The organism is Rhizobium mulingense, assembly GCF_029194105.1.
In the GTDB taxonomy this organism is placed as follows: Bacteria; Pseudomonadota; Alphaproteobacteria; order Rhizobiales; family Rhizobiaceae; genus Rhizobium; species Rhizobium mulingense.
Window position 1 is genome coordinate 661,362 of sequence record NZ_JARFVE010000004.1, and the last position, 19,185, is coordinate 680,546.

Genomic DNA, 19,185 nt, shown 5'->3' on the forward strand with positions numbered 1-19,185 from the left:
ATTGCCGGATGAAGCACGCCCTTATCGCCAGTGTCCTCGCGCTCACTGCCTGTGCCAGCGCGGCCGGCCCTCCCGAGCCTCTTCCTGGCAGCATTACCTATGGCGGCAAGGTCGTCCATTCGCCTTATCGGCCGGGAACGGTAGTCAAGAACAGTTTTCTCGGCCAGTTCGGCTACCGCGTATTCGAGACATATGTCATCCAGCCGGATGGCACCTTCAAGCTGACGTCCCAGAGTACGGGACCGGATTTTCTCTGGCAATAACTCACGGCGTTCCCTCCGCGTATTCTGAAGATCGCGCGGGCACGGGGCACCACGGTCGACGTCGGGCATCGATGAAGTCAGCGCCACCTTGATCGAAAAGCCTCGACGGCAAGTGGTGCTGAAGGAAGCGTGACGGGCCACCGCTATATAATGGCGAAGTCGTCGCTGCTGCCGGCTCCTGCGGTTAACCGTCTGGCGGCAAGCTCGATAAAGGTCTTGACCAGAGGCGGAAGGTGGCGGCTGCTGGGATAGACGACGTAGAGGCCACCGGCCGGGGTCGTGTAACCGTCGAGAACGCGGCACAGCCGCCCATCCCTAATGAAAGCATTGGCGACCCCATGGGGCAGTCGGGCAATGCCATAGCCGGCGATCGCTGTGGCCATGACCGCCTGCATTTCATTGGCGGCGAAGCGCCCCGAGACCGTGACCGTTTCCTGTCCTTCCGGGCCTTCGAGCAGCCATTGCGCATGGGTGGATTGGCCGGCGATAATGCAGTCGTGGCGAACGAGATCTGCCGGGCGATCGGGCGCGCCGCAGCGGGCGAGATAGTCGGGGCTCGCGCAGAGCAAGCGATGGGTAGAGCCTAGCTTGCGGGCGATCAGCGTGGAATCCTCCAGGATGCCGGTGCGGAAGGCGAGATCTATGCCCTTTTCGACGAGGTTCAGCCTGTCGTCGGTCAGTCGCAGCTCGACCCTCGACTTGGGGTAGGTCGCCAGAAGATCGAAGATCGCATCCTGCAGGAAGTGGCCGCCGAAGCCGACCGGCGCCGATATGCGGATCGTGCCGGCGGGCTCCGTCCTTGCTTCCGCAAGACGCAGGTTGGCGCCTTCGATCGTGCGGAGCGCGTGGCTGCTTTCCTCGTAATAGAGGCGGCCGGCATCCGTCGGGCTGAGGCTGCGGGTCGTGCGCTGCAGCAGGCGCACGCCGAGTTCGCGCTCGAGGGCGGCAATGCGTCGGCTGACGGTTGTCTTCGGCATGCCGAGCAGGCGCGCCGCGGCGGTGAAGCTGCCGGCTTCAATGACGCGGGCGAAAATCATAATGTCGTTGAGATCGAGCATTGTAGCCTGAGATGGTACGATGTTTCCCAACTATATGCTATTATGGCTCAATCCGACAGGCCTTAGTTTTGCTCTATCGTTCACAACAAGGAGCAGACAAATGAGCAATACACGAAGCGTTCTGGTGACGGGCGCCACTGGCCAGCAGGGTGGCGCGGTCGTGCACGCGCTTCTCGCACGGGGACACCGAGTCAAGGCGATCTCACGCAGGCCGGACAGCGACGGCGCAAGGCGGTTGGCCGCGGCAGGGGTCGAGGTCGTTGCCGGCGACCTGGATGACGGCGCATCTGTGGCGAAGGCGGCAAGCAGCGTCGACACGATGTTCCTGATGGGCAACAGCTACGAGGCCGGGACGGAAGCGGAAACGCGCCAGGGCATCACGGTCGCCAATGCGGCGAAGGCCGCCGGCGTCGGTCACCTGATCTATTCCTCCGTCGGCGATGCCGACAAGAAGACCGGCATTCCGCATTTCGACAGCAAGTATCTTGTCGAGAAGCATGTCGCCGGCCTCGGCATCCCCTATACGGTCAGCGCGCCCGTCGCCTTCATGGAAAACACGGTGGCACCTTGGGCGATCGATGGGCTCCGACAGGGCGTCTATGCGGCAGCGCTGCCGCCCGCACGTGTGCTGCAACAGGTCACCATCAAGGATATCGGGGCGTTCGTCGCAGCCCTGGCCGAGCGACGCGAACAGGTATTCAGCAAGCGTTTCGATATTGCCGGCGACGAATTGTCTGGCGAGCAGCAGGCGAAAATCCTGTCCGAGGCGCTCGATCGGCCGATACGCTACCAGGAACTGCCGATCGCCGCGATGCGGCAGCAGAGCGAGGACGCGGCGCTGATGTTCGAATGGTTCGATCGCACCGGCTACGACGCCGATATCGCCGCCCTGCGCCGGGATTTTCCCGATGTCGGCTGGCACAGCTATGCCGATTGGGCACGCGGCTTCAACTGGAGCGTTCTCGGCAAGGCATCCACCTGATACACTCTCCGTCGTTCCCGGCCCAAACCGGGGACGACGGAGAGCCTCACCCGCCTTGCGCAAGGCGACGGATCGCTCGGCTCTGCGGCGATAGACCATCGTTGTTGAAGAGGGAGGCTTCGATGCCGTCTAGTTTCAATGTCGAAAATGCGGATGGTTATGAGCGGCTGATGGGGCGCTGGAGCAAAAGGCTGGCGCCGATGCTGATCGATTTTGCCGGTGTTGCGGATGGCGAGCGTGTGCTCGACGTCGGCTGCGGCACCGGCAGCCTGACATTTACGCTGGCGGAAAAGCCAGGCCTGCAAGAAATCGCCGCCATTGATTATTCGCCGGTTTTCGTGGAGGCGGCAATGCGGCGCAATACCGATCCGCGCATTACCATTCGGCAAGCCGATGCCTGCGCGCTGCCTTTCGATGACGATCGCTTCGACCGGGCGATATCGCTGCTGGTTCTGCATTTCGTGCCGGAGGCGGGCAAGGCGGTGGCCGAGATGGCCCGCGTGGTGCGCCCTGGCGGCGTGGTCGCGGCCGCCGTCTGGGATCATTATGGCGGCATGTCGGGCATGCGGATGATGTGGGACACGGTCGTCATGCTCGACGACAACGCGCTGCCTCTGCGCCGCAAATATTGCTTCCAGCCGATGATGCGGCCGGGCGAAATGAGAGAAAGCTTCGTCGCGCATGGCCTCGTCGACGTCGAGGAGACCTCGCTCTTGATCAGGATGGATTATCTCTGCTTCGATGATTACTGGCAGCCGATCGCCGCCGGCGAGGGACCTCTCGGGAAGTATGTGGCTGGGCTGGCGGGAGGCAAGCGGGAGGCGGTCGATGCTGCATTGAGGGCGGCCTATGAGGCCGGGGAGCCGGATGGGCCGCGGTCGTTCGCGTCGGTGGCATGGGCGTGCCGGGGCAGGGTGGCGGCTGGCTAGGGCAGCGGTTTGACGACCGCGAGATAGCAAGCATGCGCCATCGCTTCAGAGAGCCTCATCCTGAGGTGCCCCGCAGGGGCCTCGAAGGACGAGGCGGGTGCTCGGCGTCAGATGGATGCAAGAAGCAGCGTTGCGGCGTGCTTCGAGACTTCGGCCTGCCGGGCTGCGCACCTCAGCATGACGGATGTCGGTGGATGCCGCGATCCAGATAGGCAGCCCTGTTCGCCGGGTACGGCTGCGATTTTGCGCCCGGACGGTGTCGCCTGAGACAATTGGCGCGAGCTTGCGGGGCTTGCCGTCAAGCGGCGGCATGGTAGTTAAGGCCGGCCGGCGTCTCCCCGCCGGATCGGTTTTCCTCCACAGCTTCCGAGTTTCTCCATGTTATTTTCTCCTGCCGCCGTCTGGCCCGTCGTCATGCTGTTTGCCTCCAATATCTTCATGACCTTTGCCTGGTACGGGCATCTCAAGCACAAGAGCAGCGCCATTTTCCTCGCCATCGTCGTCAGCTGGGGCATCGCCTTCTTCGAATATTGCCTGGCGGTGCCGGCCAACCGCATCGGCTCGGCGGTCTATACGACGGCGCAGCTGAAGACGATGCAGGAGGTGATCACGCTGATCGTGTTTTCCGGCTTCTCGATCTTCTGGCTCGGCGAGAACCTGACATGGAACCACGCCATCGGCTTCGCGCTGATCGCAATCGGAGCATCCTTCATCTTTCGGGCTTAAACGGTAGTTTTTTCAATAGATTACAAATCGTCCATGTCTTGATATCGCCGCATTTCTTACAGATTGCCGTCGTAATCGGCTGGCAGCCTATCACTATTCATTGATCAGGAGTTGACCGGCCATGAGCCTCTCTTTTCCGACGATGGCGACGATCCGGTTCGGTTATGGATTCCGGCCCGGCGAGGCGCAGCCGCAAAGCAAGGATGAGCTGATTGGCCAGCTATCAATTGGGGCGGCGGCCACGCCGGATTTTCCGCTTGGTGGCCCCGACATGCGTCACCGCGCAATCCTAAGCCTGCAGGAGCAGTTGAAGCAGATTCGCCAGGAGGCGAAGACGACGGAAGACGATCCGGCGCGGCGCGAGATGCGCAAGGGCGTGCAGCGTCAGGCGCAGCAGCAATTCCAGCATGACGCGAACCTGCGGCTGATGCAGGCAGTGCTGTCGCCATACGGCTTCTACGAGCGGCTTTCGACCTTCTGGACCGATCATTTCTCCACCAGCGCCAACAAAAGCCTGCCGATGCGCCTTATCGTGCCGCTGTATGAGGCCGAGGCGATCCGGCCGTTCATATCCGGCAGGTTCGGCGATCTCCTGCGCAGCGCCACGGCCCATCCCGCCATGCTGATCTATCTCGACCAGGCGGATTCGCTCGGGCCGGATTCGCCCGGCGGCATGAAGCGCAACAAGGGACTGAACGAAAATCTCGGCCGCGAACTTCTGGAACTGCACACGCTCGGCGCCGGCAGCGGCTATACCCAGGCGGACGTCACCGCTGCGGCCAAGGTGCTCACGGGGCTCACCATCGACCGCAAGGAGATGGACATCGCCTTCCGGCCCAATATTTCCGAGCCCGGCGCCCATGAGGTGCTCGGCGTCAGCTATGGCGGACGCCAACGCTCGCGCGACGATTATCTCGACATGCTCGATGATCTTGCCGTTCATCCGAAGACGGCCGCGCATATCAGCCGCAAGCTCGCGGTTCACTTCGTTGCCGATCAGCCTGACGAGGGAATGGTCTCGGACATGACCGCGGCCTGGAAGAACACAGATGGCGATCTCACAGCCGTCTATACAGCCATGCTCGACCATCCCGCCGCGTGGCAGAACGAGGGCGCCAAGGCGCGCCAGCCCTTCGATTATGTCGTCGCCGGTCTCAGGGCGCTGAATGCAGGCCCTGTCAATGGCGTCGTCGGCAGCTTCCTGGCCGCCAACCAGCAGGGCACCGATGACGGCGATATGGCGGCGAATACGCCCGGCATGGCAGGGGCGCCGGTAACGACCGATCCCGCCGGCGAGGCGAGGGACAAGCGGCTCAAGGCCTTCCGGACGGCGCGGGCGCTGGGGCAGGGCGCGCTGAAGCGCATGGGCCAGCCGACCTGGCTGCCGCCGAGCCCGGCCGGTTTCGAGGAGGGCTTTTCCGCCTGGATCACCGGCAGTCAGCTCGCCGAGCGGCTGGCCTGGGCAAGGCGGGCCGCAGCACAGTTCGGCCGCGATGAAGACCCGCGCGAATTCCTGAAGTCGACGCTCGCCGATGCGGCGCGCGACGAGACGATCCGCGTAGTGTCGCAGGCGCCGAACAAGGTCAGCGGCCTGACGCTGGTGCTGGCATCGCCGGAATTCAACCGCCGCTAAGCAGACTTTCGTTGGCAAGCCAACGCTTCGTCTACTTAGCTCATTTGTTTTGTCGCAGGTTCTGACCGGAAATCCGCTGGACACTTTTCCGGAACTTGCTCTGGAGCCCCCGCCCATGACGCTGTCAATGAACCGCATATCGCTTTCTCGCCGCGGCTTTCTGACGTCGGCCTGCTGTCTTGCCGCCGCGCCGGTGTTCACGCCGGTCACCTTCGCGGCGATGCCAGGTGATAACCGCTTCGTCACCATCGTGCTGCGCGGCGCGATGGATGGGCTGGATCTGGTGCAGCCATATGGCGATGCCGGTTTTGCCGCGCTCCGGCCGACGCTGGCGCTGACGCCCGAGACCGGGCTTCTCGATCTTGATGGGCACTTCGGGCTTAACCCGGCCGCCGCCGATCTGATGCCGCTGTGGAAGAGCAAGGAGCTCGCCTTCGTACACGCCGTCTCCACACCCTATCGCGACCAGCGCAGCCATTTCGACGGGCAGGACATGCTGGAGTCAGGCGGCGAGCACGTCGCTGAGGAAAGGACCGGCTGGCTGAACCGGGCGCTCGCCGTCATTCCGCGATCGGACGCGCGCAAGGCGATCGACGTCAATACGTCGACGGAGCTGATCCTCTCCGGGCCGAACGAGGTCGATGTCTGGGCGTCGGATTCCAACCTGGCGCCGGCGCGTGACGAGATGCAGTTCCTGGCGCGGCTTTATGCCGGCGATCCGCCGTTTGCCGCAGCACTTGCCGAGGCGACACGGGCCGATATCGCCTCGATAATGGCCGAACAGGATGGTCAGCGCGGCGACAAGGTGGCCGATGTGGCGGCACTCGCTGCCAACATGCTGAAGGACGATTACCGCATCGCCAGCTTCTCGATCACGGGCTGGGATACGCATATCGGCCAGGCCGGCCAGTTCAAGCAGCCGGCCCAGAATCTCACGCAGGCGATCAAAACGCTGAAGGCGACGCTCGGACCGGAGATATGGGCAAAGACGGTGGTGCTGGCGATGACCGAATTCGGCCGCACGGTCCGCCAGAATGGCTCGGCCGGCACCGACCATGGCACCGGCGGCTGCGCCCTGATTGCCGGCGGCGCCATCAACGGCGGCCGCATCCTCGGCAAGTGGCCCGGGCTTAGTGACGGCCAGCTGCTCGATGACCGCGACCTGATGCCGACTGCCGACGTGCGCGAGGTGGCGGCGGCGATGCTCTACCGGCAGTTCGATGTCGGTGTGGATGATCTGACGGGGAAGATCTTTCCGGGGTTGGGGTTTGACAAGGGGTCGCAGTTTTTGAAGGTGTGAGGGTGAGTTGCGATCGGGAGCAGCCCGAGCAAGAGAAAGGCTGATGACCATGCCCATCACCACCCTTGATGTGAAGGAAGACCTCCGGCGAGCTGACCGTTTCCATCCCTGATCCTCCGCCCCGAAGCTTGTCACTCCTCGGGGACGGCCTTCGGTTTGCCCTCTTCGTCGAGCGCCACCATGATGAAGGTGCCGGCGGTGACCTTTTCCATCTTGGCGTAACGGGCGCGATGCGCCCAGGCTTCGACAATGAGTGTGATCGAGGTGCGCCCTACGCGCTCGATATCGGTATAGACCGACAGCGTGTCGCCGATCTTGACCGGCAGCTCGAAAGCCATCTCCTTGACGGCGGCGGTGACGACGCGGCCCCTCGCACGCTCGGCGGCACGGATGCCCGATGCAAGGTCCATCTGCGCCATGACCCAGCCGCCGAAGATATCGCCGGCCGGATTGGCATCGCCCGGCATGGCGAGGGTGCGCAGCGTCAGTTCGCCTCTGGGTTTTGTTTCAGTCATCGAGGGTTCCTTCGGGCTGTGCGTTGCGATTCTGCAGCCAAGGTTAGGCGAACTCGGTGTGCAGACCAATCCCTTTCGGTCCCGGCACCGGAGGCGCGACGCATGTTGCGGTCGGCGCCAAGATAAATCTTCATCGATTTCAGTCGGTTGAATTATGCAACCAGCGCATCCCCTTACGTTATTTAATAATTTTCTAATAAAGCTTTACGCTCCAGTAATTCCGGTCGTTCACAATGGGATCGGTCTCATCTCCAAGAATCGCCGGGAACCTCATGCGTAACGTCAAGATTTCCACCCGCCTTTATTGCCTCGTCGGCTTCACGCTTGCCGTATTGGCGGCGACGATGATCTTTTTTCTGAACTACTCCTATTCCGAACTGCAAGCGGAGCGGAAGGCGGGCTTGGAGAAGATGGAGGCGACGGCGCTCGGCATCTTCGACAAATATTACAAGATGGAGCAGGCGGGCACGATGACCCGCGAACAGGCCCAGACGGCCGCCAAGGACGTGATCGGCGCGATGCGCTACGGCGACGACGGCTATTTCTGGATCAATGATATGCGTCCCGCGATGGTGATGCATCCGATCAAGCCGGCGCTGAACGGCACCGATATCTCGCAGATGAAGGATCCGACCGGCAAGTTCCTGTTCGTCGAATTCGTCAACAAGGTGAAGAAGGACGGCAAGGGCTTCGTCGATTATTACTGGCCGAAGCCGGGCGCCGACGAGCCGGTGCTGAAATATTCGTATGTCGCCGGTTTCGAGCCCTGGGGCTGGATCGTCGGCACGGGCGTCTACGCCGACGACCTCGCCGCGCTCTATCGCCAGAATGCGATCTGGGCGGCGGCGCTCTGCCTGCTCGGTGCGGCTGCCACGATTGCCATTGCTTATGCCATCGTCCGCAGCGTCACGGCGCCGATCGCCCGGCTGAAGACGGCGATGAATGCGATTGCCGCCGAAGAGGCGTCGGTGGAGATCGCCGGCAGCGATCGCCGCGACGAGATCGGCCAGATGGCCAAGGTGCTGTTGGTGCTGCGCGACTCCGTGGATGAGCGCAGCGCGCTGCGTGGGCGTGAAGACGAAAGCCAACGGCAGATCGAGGACGAACGCCGCGGCAACGAGGCGAGCCTGCGCTCGGCCTCCGAGCGGCAGAGCCGCGCCATGCAGGCGCTCGGCGTCGGCCTGGAGAAGCTGGCGGGCGGCGATCTGACGGTTGCGATCGACGATATCGGCGAGGATTACGCCAAGCTCAGGAATGATTTCAATGCGGCCGTCGATGCGCTGAACGGCGTCATCCACGCGATTGCCGAATCGAGCCGCGTGGTCAACGACAGCGCCTCCGACATCAGTGAAGCGACCGGCAACCTGTCGAAACGTACGGAGCAGCAGGCGGCGGCTCTCGAAGAGACGGCCGCAGCCCTTGACGAGATTACCGCGACGGTCAAGACGGCATCGGAGCGCGCGAACGAGGCGCGCGAGATGGTGGCCGAGACCAAGGCGAGCGCGGGACGCTCCGGCGAGATCGTCCGCAATGCGGTGACGGCGATGGGTCGGATCGAGGAATCCTCAAGCCGCATCAACCAGATCATCTCGGTCATCGACGAGATCGCCTTCCAGACGAACCTTCTGGCGCTCAATGCCGGCGTGGAAGCGGCGCGGGCCGGCGAGGCGGGCCGCGGCTTTGCCGTCGTTGCCCAGGAAGTGCGCGAGCTTGCGCAGCGCTCGGCCAACGCCGCCAAGGAGATCAAGGAACTGATCAGCCGGTCGGCGACCGAAGTCGAGGGCGGGGTGGCACTGGTGCGCTCGACGGGCGATGCGCTGTTGGAAATCGAGGCCTTGGTCAATCAGGTCAACGATCACGTCGCCTCGATCGCGACGGCGGCGCGCGAGCAGTCGACCGGACTGAACGAGATCAACAGTTCCGTCAACCACATGGACCAGATGACGCAGCAGAACGCGGCGATGGTCGAGGAGACGACGGCGGCAAGCCGCACGCTCGCCGACGAAAGTACTCAGTTGAAGACGCTGCTTGCGAATTTTCGCCTGCGCGGAGCGGAGCAGCAGCGGGACACCCGTTACACACGGGCAGCGTGAGTTCACAGCAAGTTGGAAGGCGGCGAAAGCCGCCTTTTTCATTCCCGTCGCGTCCAGATTGTGCCGGTAAGTTTTCATTCACCGTTTTTAATTAAAATTGAACCGAGTTTTTTCGGTCACTCTGCGGCCGGCCCACGGAAGCGATAAGAGTATGGCGTTTGTTTCCTTTCCTCGGCGAGCCTTCCTGCCCGTGCTGCTGTCGGCTGCGCTGACGACCTGTTCGATCAGCGACGGACTGGTGCCGCCGGCCAATGTCGACAACGGCACCAGGGTCAGTTCGATTTCGCCGTCTCGGGGTGCTGCGCACATGGCGCCGGCCGTGCGCATGGCGCCCGTGGAAAGCCAGGCGTCCTATCCGGTTGCCAGCGCCCCGGTCGGTAATACGCAAGGTTCGGTCGACTATCTCGATACGCCGAACCTTGCCGGTGCCGGCCATGCGGCTCGCGCGCCGAGGGCGCAGGGGCGAAAACTGCCGATGATCGACAGTGACGAGGCGATGGCGGCCGGCCAGCCGAACGGCAACTGGGGTGGCACCCAAAACCTTGCGATCCCTTCCGGCGGCGTCAACATGGATGATGAGCTCGGAGCAGAGCCCGTCGTCGGGCTGGCGCAGGAGCAACAGCAGCAGATCGCCGAGGGCAACGCCACCGAGCCGGTCGTCGACGGCATCGGCACCGACAATCCGCTGCAGCTCAACCAACCAATGCACCAGCCGGCACCGCGGGAAATGCCGCAGCCGGCAGCGCAGTCGCAGATGAGCCGTGCGCCCACTTGGAGCGACGGCAGTCCGGTCACGGCGCCATCCCGCGTTCCTGAAGAGGACGAGGCCGAGGAAGTGGCGATGCTGCGGCCGAACTATCCGATGATGAGCGAGCCCGCCGCACCGGTCGACCCGAGCGTCATGCCGGCTTCCGAGCTTGCCTGCCGGCGCGAACTGAAGCGCATGGGAGTGCTCTTCGACGAAAAGCCGCCGATCTCGCAAGGGCCGGCCTGCCAAGTGCCTTATCCGGTATCGCTGAAGGGACTTTCCGGCAATATCGGCGTGAAGCCGGCCGTGACGCTGAACTGTCAGGTGACGCTCGCCTTCGCCAAATGGGTGAAGAATGAGCTCGCTCCATCCGCGCGCTTCCGCTACTGGAGCGGCATCAGAACGATCCAGCCGCTCGGCGGCTATTCCTGCCGGCGCATGAACAACAGCCGTCAGCGATACAATCCGATGTCGGAACATGCCCGCGGCAACGCCATCGACGTCGGCAAGTTCGTGCTGAAGAATGGCCACGAGATCGACGTGCGCAAGAAGGGTCTGTTCTCGCTGCGCGAGGGCCGGCTGCTGAAGGCGGTGCGCACCGATAGCTGCCGCTATTTCAGCACGGTGCTCGGGCCGGGCAGCAACCCGGAACACTGGAACCACTTCCACTTCGATCTGCGCTCCCGCAAGAGCGGCAAGGTCTATTGCGACTGAGCTTGTTGCATTGAGAGGAAGAGGCGCTCACGCGGCATGAAGTCCGCCGGCAGAAAAGGGTTCATCCTCGTCGCCGGGCGCGCTATAGATCGGCGAGGCGGATTGCCTTTTGAGAGTTTGATCCACGAGCTATGAATTTCATGTCGGCCAGAAGGTCGTCTGCATCAACGACACCTTCAAGCATGTCAGCATCGACCAGCTGATCCGCAAGGGCGAGATCTATACGATCCGCTGGGTGGGCGAATATACCCATTATGTCGACGGCACGTTCATCGGGGTGAAGCTCGCGGAAATCCATCGCGGCAATGATGACGGGCCGGAAGGTTACGGGGCGGCCGACATGCCCTACCGCGCGACGCGCTTCCGGCCGCTGGTGAAGGACAAGATCGCATCACTGCGCAAGCTGCTCGCCCCGACGCCCGATGCACCGGTGGAGCCAAAGGAAAAGGTCAGGAAGAAAGAGAAGGTCTGAGGGCCGCTCTGTTCCGGCCCGTCGCGTTCCTGAAAGAGGGCGATCCGATCAGGCCGTCTTCCTGCTGAGGAACAGCCCGGTCTCCTTGCTGACATCGAGCGCGCCGCTGCCTTGCCTGAAGGCATCGGCGATCGCCCGGCGGAAACCGCTGAGCTGAGGCTCGCCGGCGCCTTCGCCGGGCGGATAAGAGGTCAGAGCCAGGAAGACATCCTCGGGCTCGGTGATCCGCATGCTTGCCGGATACTGCGACATGGCGACGTTTCCGAATTGCGTCCGCATCATTTGCTCGGCGGCGTCATATCCAAAGGCTGCGGCGGCCGGATCGGCCGGCGCGCTGCCGAAGACGGTCGTCAGGCGATAGATCTCGCGCATATTGCCGATCCCGTTGGTGGTGACCGCGAGAAATCCACCCGGTTCCAGCACCCTCGCCATCTCCGCGATGCCGGCGGCAGGGTCGGGCAGGTGATAGAGCATATGCATGGCGATCACTAGATCGAAGGCGCCGTCTTCGAAGGGAAGTGCGGCGGCATCGGCCCGGCAGCCTCGAACGGAACCGAAGGGCTGCGCGCCGCAGCGCGCCACTGCCTCGTCGACCATGCCGGGCGAAAGGTCGGCGAGCGTCAGGTGCAGATTCTCTGGCAGCAGACCCGCCGTTGCCGCCCAGAACCATGCCGGCCCGCAGCCGAGGTCGAGGACGCGATCCGCCGGTTTCAAAGGCAGCTGCGCGGCAACCCATGGAAACCAGCCCGTTTCGGCGATGGTGTATTCGGTATGGAGCCTGGCGCGGGCGGCGAGCTTGCGGCTGTCGCCATATTGTCCCGCATTGCCTTCGGTTATGGCGGACATCTCTCCACCTTCCTCGTGAAGCCCCGAGTCTCGAGGCAAGCCTATAGCGGGCCTCCTTCCCGGACAAGACGTGAATGCGCAACCGGTCGAGCCTGGCTGGGCGGCTGGCAAGTCTTGAGGAAAATAAACTCGTATCCGATTAAATCGGAATAGTGTTGACTTTAAATTCAATCCGGCATATTAACGCGCATCCGATTTAAGCGGATACGATAAGAACTTCCAAACCGAAGGATACGACAATGACTGAGAAGCTTCTTTTCGCCGGCAAGACCCACATCGCCGGCGGTCGCAACGGCTATGCACGCAGCAGCGACGGCACGCTCGACATTAAGCTGCCGCAGCCGCACCCGGCGGCCGAAAACCTGTTCGGGGCCGCCTGGTCAGCCTGCTATATCGGCGCCATCGAGCTCGCCGCTGCGCAGCGGAAGATCACCTTGCCAGCCGGTCCCGAGGTCGATGCCGAGATTACGCTCAACGGCGATAATGGCTCCTACTTCCTGCGTGCACGACTCAATGTCAGCCTTGCAGACATCGACCGCGAGATCGCACAGGAACTGATCGAGGCGGCCCACGGCATCTGCCCTTATTCCAAGGCGGTTCGCGGCAATATCGAAGTCGAAACCAAGCTTATCTGAACAGGAAGGCCGGCCTTGCGCCGTGAGCTTCAAGCGGGGGTCTGCCGATTGGCGGCAGACCCGTTTCTGAGCCAGCAGCCAGACCTGCCGATCCGGAGAACCTGCAATGATCAACAGCCACGCCGGGTCGCACCGGGCCTATGACGAGTTTTCGCTGGTGCTCGATCCCGATGTCTACGAGCCATTGCCTGACGATTGGCTGATCGGCATCACCGATGTCGCCAGGTCGACCGCAGCTATCCGGTCGGGGCGCTATAAAGACGTCAACTATGCCGGCGCATCGATCATCGCCGCCCTCGGCAATGCCCGGGGTTCGTTCGATTTTCCCTTCGTGTTTCGCGGAGACGGAGCAGCCTTCGCCTTGCCGGCGAGCGGCATCATGGCGGCGACATCGGCCTTGCGTGACGTCGCGGGCTTCGCCAAAGCCAAGCTTCATCTCGACTTGCGTGTCGGGCTCGTCACCGTCGGCGAAATCCGTGCCAACGGGCGCGACGTCAGGATCGCGCGCTATGCCGCCTCCGAGAGCGCGACCTATGCGATGTTTGCCGGAGGCGGGCTCAAATGGGCGGAGCAGCAGATCAAGAATGGCCGCTTTCTGGTCAAGCCGGGCCGTTATGCGATGAAGCCTGACCTGACGGGTCTGAGCTGCGACTGGGCGCCGTTCCCGAGCCAGCGCGGCGAGATCCTGTCATTGTTGGTCGAGCCGCGCGACCACACGCGCCCCGAGGTCTTTGCGGCGCTGGCAAGACGCGTGCTCGCGGTATTCGATGCCGCGCCGCGCCGGTCCCATCCGCTTGCCGGAGGGACGGGTATTGCAAGAGAGAAGCAGGTCAGCGCGAAACGCTGGTCGGAGGTCGCCTCCAATTCGGATTTCCGCAAGTTCGACGACGGCCTGCGCGTGACGCTGGACTGCGCGCCGGACCAGATCGACAGCGTCGAAGCCATGCTCATTACAGCGCGAGCGCGCGGTGAGATCGACTTCGGGCTGCACCGCCAGTCTCACGCGCTGATGACCTGCCTCGTGCCATCGGGGCGGCCGGGTTCGCATCTGCATTTCCTCGATGGAATGGGAGGCGGTTACGCGAAGGCGGCCGAGATGATGGAGGAGGGCGCGCTTGAAGAAGCTCGGCAGCGTGCGCTGTAGGGGCGCGCCACTTCTGCTGCGTCATCATGCCTTTTGGTTCGTTTTCGGTCTGAGCAATTTTAAAAGCATTTCAGCAAGCTGAGGCGGCGCCAGTTCGGTTTCGCATTCCATCTCCGCGGCGGTAAACCATCTGAGCGCCGTGTGTTCATCGCCGATAAGTCGCGGAGAGCCCTGCCATCGGTCGACGTGATAGACATGGAAGGTGGCGGATGCCCCGGGCGGGCTTTCCGAAGCGAACTCTCCGGCCAACAGCCAGTGCTGCGGCGTCACGCCGATTTCTTCCAGCAATTCCCGGCGCAGTGTGGTTTCGGCATCTTCGCCGTCTTCGACGTGACCGCCCGGCAGGCTCCACCGATCCGGGTGCATCCTGCGCTCCGAACTTCGCCTGGCGAAAAGAACGCTCCCATTCCCGATCAATGCACCGATTGCGATCTCGGGCATGTCACCAGGCGAAGACATGTGCGGCGATCATGATTTTTGCAGCTCCGCCTGCGCCCGTAGCAGGTTGTCGCGCAGCCGCGTCACCGATTTCTGCACGACGGGGAAATCGTCGCCGAGGCCGGTGGCGTCGATCAGGGCTGAGCCGGGATTCGTTTCGAGAAGATCGCGCCCCGCTGGCGTCAGGCTGACACGCACCTGGCGTTCATCGGCGGGATCGCGGTGGCGGGTGATAAAGCCGGCCGACTCCAGCTTCTTCAGAATTGGCGTCAGCGTGTTGGATTCGAGGAACAGCTTTTCTCCCAGCATGCTGACAGTCTGGTTGTCCTCCTCGCAGAGGGCCACCATGGCAATATACTGCGTATAGGTCAGGCCGAGCGCGTCGAGGATCGGCTTGTAGGCGCGGCCGAAGGCGAGATTGGCCGAATAGACCGCGAAGCACAGGAAGGTCGACAGCTTCCTGCTGCCGGCCTCCTTGAAGGCGGGCGCAGCCGTGTCGGGCTTTTCTGCGGTTTTAGACCTGATCATGGCTCTATCCTGTCCGGGGTTTTAATAACTATATATATCGCATCCGATTAAATCGCAACGGTGCAAGTGGTGTTTCGAAAAGGCCGGTGCCGTCGGCCCAGGCTTAGGCGAATTTCTCCGTCGCAGCGGTGAAGCCGCCGGAGGAGCCGGATGGTTCGACGCATTCTGGGATGAGCGGTATTGAAGGGCGCTGACGGTCGATCCGCAGCCGGTGCTTTCCCGCAGCGAGCTCAGCCATGCCGACTGGCACGTGCTCGACCTCGTCTATCTCTCGACCGGCGCGTTTCGCATCGGCGGCTGGCTGCCGCTGCCGCGGGAGGGCAGGTGCGGTGCGGCCTCGGCGCCGCTTTCCATCTGATATTTCTGGATTGCGGTTACGGCCAACGCAGTGCCGCCGTTGCCACCGGCGCGTCCCAGAGAGCGATTTCCTCGTCGGTCAGCAAAGCAAGGGTGACAGACAGCCCCTGCATGTCGAGCGAGGTGACGTAGGTTCCAACAAGCGAGCGCTCGATCGGAATGCCTCTTTCCTCGATGAAACGGCGGGCGCTGTTATAGGCGAGGTAAAGTTCGGCGGGCGGCGTGCCGCCGAGGCCGTTGACGAACAGCAGGGCTCGCATGCCCGGCGCTGCCGCGATGTCATCGGCGATGGTTTCGCAGAGATGTCCGATGATGGCGTCGGCGGCGGCGAAGGGCTGCCTGACATGGCCGGGCTCGCCGTGGATGCCGACGCCCATTTCCATTTCGCCGGGTCCGAGCGCAAATGTCTTGCGTTCGGTCTGCGGCACTGTCACGCCGTTCAGGGCCACACCCATTGAGCGGTAGCGTCTGTTCAATCCCTCGCCAAGCTGCTTCAATTCGGCAAGCGACATGCCGCGTTCGGCCGCGGCACCTATGAGCTTTTCGACGATCAGCGTTCCGGCGACGCCGCGCCGGCCGCGGCCTTCGCCTGTTCTCGACGTCTCGATATCGTCGCTGACGACGACCATGTCGAGGCTGTGGCGGTCGCCGGCCATCTCGATCGCCATTTCGAAATTCATCAGGTCGCCATCGTAATTCTTGACCACGAGCAGGCAGCCGGCGCCGGTGTCCGCCTCCTCAATGGCGGCAATGATCTGGCTCGGTGTCGGCGAGGTGAAGATATGGCCGACACAGGCGGCATCCAGCATTCCCTGGCCGATGAAGCCGATATGCATCGGTTCATGGCCGGCGCCGCCGCCTGAGATGAGCGCCACCTTGCCCAACGTGAGGTGGCGGCGGCGGATGCATTTGCGCTCGGCCCCGAACACCACGACGGCCTCATGGGCGCGCACGAAGCCTTCGACGCTTTCGGCGACCATGGTTTCCGCAGTGTTCATGAACTTCTTCATCAAGCCCCTCCCAGAGCCAAGCATTACGCCACGTCAGTTCACTGCTCACTCGCTTCTGAAATCGCGACGATCTTCTGCACAAGATCGGAGATCGCCTCTTCGAGCAGGCGGTTTTTGCGATCGTCACCGAAGTCAGGCACCATCAGCGACAGGTGCCGCAATTTCTCAGAATGGCCGAGATCCGGCAGCTTGCCGGGATGGGCAGCCTGATAGGCTTCGAGAAAGCGCTCCTCTTCAGCGGCGCTGAAATGGCAGACACGGACGATGGTTGCCAGATGGCGCGCCGGCAGCGGGGTCGCATATGTCGGACTGGTGATCTGGGTAACGAAGCTGCGATGTTTGCCAAGCGCCGTCGCCAGGCGCTGGCGCGTGCCCGATGGCCTGTTGTCGATGATCTGCGCCAGAATGGACTTGTAGACGATAATGGCGTCTTCGGTGTCTTCGCGCGCCATTCTATTCTCCGGCTGCCTTTGTGCCATCGGCATTGAGACCGATGATTGCCGAGCTTATCGCGGGACGCCGGGCCGGCGCCACGGAAAAATGCCGGAGGCCAGCGGCGAGCAGCCCGGAGAGATAGCGGGGATCGCCGGCCATATCGCCGCAGATGCTAACGGGCTTGCCGGCGGCAAGCTTCACCGCCTGGGCAATAAGCCGGAGCACGGCGGGTGCGGCCTTGCCGGCATCGACGTTGATGTCGTCGCGGGCGGATGCGGCAAGATACTGTGTGAGATCGTTGGTTCCGAACGAGAAGAACGCCGCCGACCCGAAGGTGTCGAGCATCAATGCGGCCGATGGTACCTCAACCATCATGCCGATCGGCGGCATCCGGTGTGGCAGCGAACGGCGGCCGAGCCTTTCGGCTTCTTCCCGGAATATCTCGCGCATCCTGTCGATTTCCTCGGGAAAAGTCACCATCGGCAGCATCACCGAGAGCTTGCCGTAGACGGCGGCGCGCAGCAGGGCGCGGGCCTGCACACGGGCAATTTCCGGCCGGGCAAGCAGCAGCCGGATGCCGCGCAGGCCCGGTTCGAGAATCGGCATGTCTTCGAGGCCGGTGAGCGGCTTATCGCCGCCGATGTCGAGCATTCTTATGATCACTGGCTTTTCCCCCGCCTGTTCCAGCACACGGCGATAGATCGCCTCTTGCCTTTCCTCGTTGGCGGCATCGGCGAGCGAAGTGACCGAAAATTCCGAGCGCATCAGGCCGACGCCCGCCGTTGCCGGATCGAGCGCGTCGATCTCGGCGGGATCGTTGATGTTGATGGAGATGAGGATCGGCACGCCGTCCGCCGTGCGGAGCTCGCCGCTTACGGTTTGCGTGTCGACGGCAGGCACTTGAGTGGGTGCCGGCGGCGGGATCAGCATGCCGCCCGCCTGCAGAATGACCGCACCGGCGTCGCCATCCACACTGACAGGATCGCCGTCTGCGGCTGAAAAGCGCCCGGTGGCGACAACCATCGGCACGGATTTCGCCCGTGCGAGCAGGGCGACATGGCCGGCGGTGCTGCCCGCAAACAGCGCGATGCCGCCGCCTTTCGACCAGTCGTGGGCGAGAAAGCGACTTGGCTCCATGTCCTTGCCGACGAAGACCGAGCCGGCCGGGAAATCGGCAACCGGGGTGCCGGCGAGCGCGCCGAGCACACGGTTCTTGATGTCGAGAATATCGACGGCACGCGCCCGCATCTGTTCCTCGTCGGCCGCTTCGAGTTCGCTGATATAGGCGTCGAGCGTGGCGACCCAGGCGAAGACGACGTTCTGGTCCTTTTCCATACGCGCGCCGGTCGCTTCCGCGATCGTTGGATCTCGCAGCACCTCGATCTGAAAATCGATGATATCGCGGCTTTCGGCATCGGCGCCCTCGGCAAGGCGCTCGAGTTCGCCGATCGAGATATCGATCGCCTTTTCCAGCGCGCCGAATCCGCCGGCCATTTGAGGCGGGAGACCGGCGTCCGGCCGCTCGGCGGCGGAAGGAGCTTTCGGCTCCTCCGCGAGAAAGGCCGGGCCGGATGCGACGCCCGGGGATGCGCTCTTTGCTTTCAGCCTAAGCGGTTCGGCCATGTTTCTTTTCCTCATCGAAATTGCGCTCGATGAGTTCCTTCAGCGCACGGATCGCCTCTTCGGCGAGAATGCCGTCGGCGCGGATCCGGAGGACAGACCCTTTGCGGATTCTCGCATTCATGATCTTGATGATGCTCTTGCCGTTCAGCCAAACGTCGCTGCCGTTGACTGCGACCTCGATCGAACAAGGGAAGGACTTGGCAAGCCGCGTGAAGGTGACGGAGGGGCGGGCATGCAGCCCGACGCCGTGCTTGACTTCCACCTCCGTCTGGCAGTTCACATGCAATGGACCAGGCTCCTGTTTTTCAATACGCAATCCGTTCGTCATCAGGGGGACAGTTCCTCGGCTGTAGCGACGACCTTGGCCAGTGACGCGCCCCCCGACGCTTCGGCAGCAGCGATCACGGCGCCTTCGACCAAAGGCGCGTTGCAAATGGAGACGAGCGCCGAACGGGGAAGCCCCAGCATTTCGATCGCCATCTCGCTGTTGGTTTCGGCGCCGCCGAGATCGACGAAGACGGCGACGCCGGCATCGGACCAGGCGGCTTCGATCGCCCTCAGGATGCCGCCGGCATCGGTACCGAGTTCGCCGTGGACGTTGCCGCCCGACCAGGCGAGCGGCACGCAGTCGCCGACCATCTGGCGCACCATGTCGGCTATGCCGCGTGCCACCAGCGGCGAGTGGGAGACGATCACGATACCCACGTTTGCGGTCTTAGCAGTCATGTCGGTCCTT

Annotated in this window: 21 protein-coding genes and 1 pseudogene; 12 read left to right on the forward strand and 10 right to left on the reverse strand. The window is 63.1% G+C overall.

Annotated elements, in window-relative coordinates; translation table 11 throughout:
- The first annotated feature begins 8 nt into the window (after positions 1 to 8).
- Positions 9 to 263, forward strand: a complete 255-nt coding sequence (locus tag PYR71_RS12075) for a hypothetical protein (RefSeq protein ID WP_183913151.1) — start codon at positions 9 to 11, stop codon at positions 261 to 263.
- Positions 264 to 406: 143 nt separating this feature from the next.
- Here PYR71_RS12075 and PYR71_RS12080 read toward each other — a convergent pair whose 3' ends face one another.
- Positions 407 to 1,321 (reverse strand): LysR family transcriptional regulator, encoded by a 915-nt coding sequence (locus tag PYR71_RS12080; RefSeq protein WP_275619515.1) that lies wholly within the window; start codon positions 1,319 to 1,321, stop codon positions 407 to 409.
- Between the two features lie 100 nt (positions 1,322 to 1,421).
- On the opposite strand from PYR71_RS12080, the gene PYR71_RS12085 reads away from it, so the two are divergent.
- From PYR71_RS12085 to PYR71_RS12105, 5 genes are all read left to right on the forward strand, one after another.
- A complete protein-coding gene (locus PYR71_RS12085; RefSeq protein WP_275619516.1) occupies positions 1,422 to 2,303 on the forward strand; it encodes an NmrA/HSCARG family protein in 882 nt (293 codons plus the stop codon).
- Between the two features lie 122 nt (positions 2,304 to 2,425).
- Positions 2,426 to 3,232 (forward strand): class I SAM-dependent methyltransferase, encoded by an 807-nt coding sequence (locus tag PYR71_RS12090; protein ID WP_275619517.1) that lies wholly within the window; start codon positions 2,426 to 2,428, stop codon positions 3,230 to 3,232.
- 378 nt (positions 3,233 to 3,610) lie between these two features.
- On the forward strand, positions 3,611 to 3,958 hold the full coding sequence (locus PYR71_RS12095; RefSeq protein WP_275619518.1) for a DMT family protein: 348 nt from the start codon (positions 3,611 to 3,613) through the stop codon (positions 3,956 to 3,958).
- A gap of 121 nt (positions 3,959 to 4,079) precedes the next feature.
- Positions 4,080 to 5,591, forward strand: a complete 1,512-nt coding sequence (locus PYR71_RS12100) for a DUF1800 domain-containing protein (protein WP_275619519.1) — start codon at positions 4,080 to 4,082, stop codon at positions 5,589 to 5,591.
- Between the two features lie 115 nt (positions 5,592 to 5,706).
- The gene (locus PYR71_RS12105; protein ID WP_275619520.1) at positions 5,707 to 6,891 is read left to right on the forward strand and encodes a DUF1501 domain-containing protein; all 1,185 of its coding nucleotides are present in this window, start codon (positions 5,707 to 5,709) and stop codon (positions 6,889 to 6,891) included.
- Between the two features lie 131 nt (positions 6,892 to 7,022).
- On the opposite strand, the gene PYR71_RS12110 is transcribed toward PYR71_RS12105, so the two are convergent.
- Positions 7,023 to 7,406, reverse strand: a complete 384-nt coding sequence (locus tag PYR71_RS12110; protein ID WP_183913166.1) for an acyl-CoA thioesterase — start codon at positions 7,404 to 7,406, stop codon at positions 7,023 to 7,025.
- 272 nt (positions 7,407 to 7,678) lie between these two features.
- On the opposite strand from PYR71_RS12110, the gene PYR71_RS12115 reads away from it, so the two are divergent.
- The 3 genes from PYR71_RS12115 (at position 7,679) to PYR71_RS12125 (ending at position 11,433) form a co-directional block, all read left to right on the forward strand.
- The gene (locus tag PYR71_RS12115) at positions 7,679 to 9,499 is read left to right on the forward strand and encodes a methyl-accepting chemotaxis protein (protein WP_275619521.1); all 1,821 of its coding nucleotides are present in this window, start codon (positions 7,679 to 7,681) and stop codon (positions 9,497 to 9,499) included.
- Between the two features lie 151 nt (positions 9,500 to 9,650).
- Positions 9,651 to 10,961 carry an extensin-like domain-containing protein gene (locus tag PYR71_RS12120; protein ID WP_275619522.1) on the forward strand — a complete coding sequence of 437 codons (1,311 nt, stop codon included), beginning with the start codon at positions 9,651 to 9,653 and terminating at the stop codon, positions 10,959 to 10,961.
- Positions 10,962 to 11,124: 163 nt separating this feature from the next.
- Positions 11,125 to 11,433, forward strand: a complete 309-nt coding sequence (locus PYR71_RS12125) for a CAP-Gly domain-containing protein (RefSeq protein WP_275619607.1) — start codon at positions 11,125 to 11,127, stop codon at positions 11,431 to 11,433.
- Between the two features lie 48 nt (positions 11,434 to 11,481).
- Here the strand turns inward: PYR71_RS12125 and PYR71_RS12130 are convergent, their stop codons facing one another.
- Positions 11,482 to 12,279, reverse strand: a complete 798-nt coding sequence (locus tag PYR71_RS12130) for a class I SAM-dependent methyltransferase (protein WP_275619523.1) — start codon at positions 12,277 to 12,279, stop codon at positions 11,482 to 11,484.
- 239 nt (positions 12,280 to 12,518) lie between these two features.
- Here PYR71_RS12130 and PYR71_RS12135 point away from each other — a divergent pair, with 239 nt between their 5' ends.
- Both PYR71_RS12135 and PYR71_RS12140 read left to right on the forward strand, forming a co-directional pair.
- The gene (locus tag PYR71_RS12135; RefSeq protein ID WP_183913177.1) at positions 12,519 to 12,914 is read left to right on the forward strand and encodes an Ohr family peroxiredoxin; all 396 of its coding nucleotides are present in this window, start codon (positions 12,519 to 12,521) and stop codon (positions 12,912 to 12,914) included.
- Between the two features lie 106 nt (positions 12,915 to 13,020).
- On the forward strand, positions 13,021 to 14,058 hold the full coding sequence (locus PYR71_RS12140) for a DUF3095 family protein (protein WP_275619524.1): 1,038 nt from the start codon (positions 13,021 to 13,023) through the stop codon (positions 14,056 to 14,058).
- 24 nt (positions 14,059 to 14,082) lie between these two features.
- Here the strand turns inward: PYR71_RS12140 and PYR71_RS12145 are convergent, their stop codons facing one another.
- Positions 14,083 to 14,499 (reverse strand): NUDIX hydrolase, encoded by a 417-nt coding sequence (locus PYR71_RS12145; RefSeq protein WP_275619525.1) that lies wholly within the window; start codon positions 14,497 to 14,499, stop codon positions 14,083 to 14,085.
- Between the two features lie 27 nt (positions 14,500 to 14,526).
- Complete coding sequence (locus PYR71_RS12150; RefSeq protein ID WP_275619526.1) at positions 14,527 to 15,024, reverse strand: MarR family winged helix-turn-helix transcriptional regulator; 498 nt, start codon at positions 15,022 to 15,024, stop codon at positions 14,527 to 14,529.
- A gap of 125 nt (positions 15,025 to 15,149) precedes the next feature.
- On the opposite strand from PYR71_RS12150, the pseudogene PYR71_RS12155 reads away from it, so the two are divergent.
- Positions 15,150 to 15,349, forward strand: a pseudogene (locus PYR71_RS12155) (acetylxylan esterase); the annotation flags it as partial.
- 49 nt (positions 15,350 to 15,398) lie between these two features.
- On the opposite strand, the gene PYR71_RS12160 reads toward PYR71_RS12155, so the two are convergent.
- Genes PYR71_RS12160 through dhaM form a run of 5 tightly spaced genes read right to left on the reverse strand, consistent with a single transcriptional unit; the run spans position 15,399 to position 19,175 of the window.
- Positions 15,399 to 16,391, reverse strand: a complete 993-nt coding sequence (locus tag PYR71_RS12160) for a dihydroxyacetone kinase subunit DhaK (RefSeq protein WP_275619527.1) — start codon at positions 16,389 to 16,391, stop codon at positions 15,399 to 15,401.
- Between the two features lie 38 nt (positions 16,392 to 16,429).
- Positions 16,430 to 16,843, reverse strand: coding sequence for a hypothetical protein (locus PYR71_RS12165; RefSeq protein WP_064803291.1), 414 nt, complete (start codon positions 16,841 to 16,843; stop codon positions 16,430 to 16,432).
- Position 16,844: 1 nt separating this feature from the next.
- Positions 16,845 to 18,449 carry a putative PEP-binding protein gene (locus tag PYR71_RS12170; protein ID WP_275619528.1) on the reverse strand — a complete coding sequence of 535 codons (1,605 nt, stop codon included), beginning with the start codon at positions 18,447 to 18,449 and terminating at the stop codon, positions 16,845 to 16,847.
- Positions 18,433 to 18,777, reverse strand: a complete 345-nt coding sequence (locus tag PYR71_RS12175; RefSeq protein WP_064803287.1) for an HPr family phosphocarrier protein — start codon at positions 18,775 to 18,777, stop codon at positions 18,433 to 18,435. Before PYR71_RS12175 ends, PYR71_RS12170 begins: the two co-directional genes overlap by 17 nt.
- The gene (gene dhaM, locus PYR71_RS12180; protein WP_064806193.1) at positions 18,777 to 19,175 is read right to left on the reverse strand and encodes a dihydroxyacetone kinase phosphoryl donor subunit DhaM; all 399 of its coding nucleotides are present in this window, start codon (positions 19,173 to 19,175) and stop codon (positions 18,777 to 18,779) included. The genes PYR71_RS12175 and dhaM overlap by 1 nt, the downstream gene beginning before the upstream one ends.
- Positions 19,176 to 19,185: the final 10 nt, after the last annotated feature.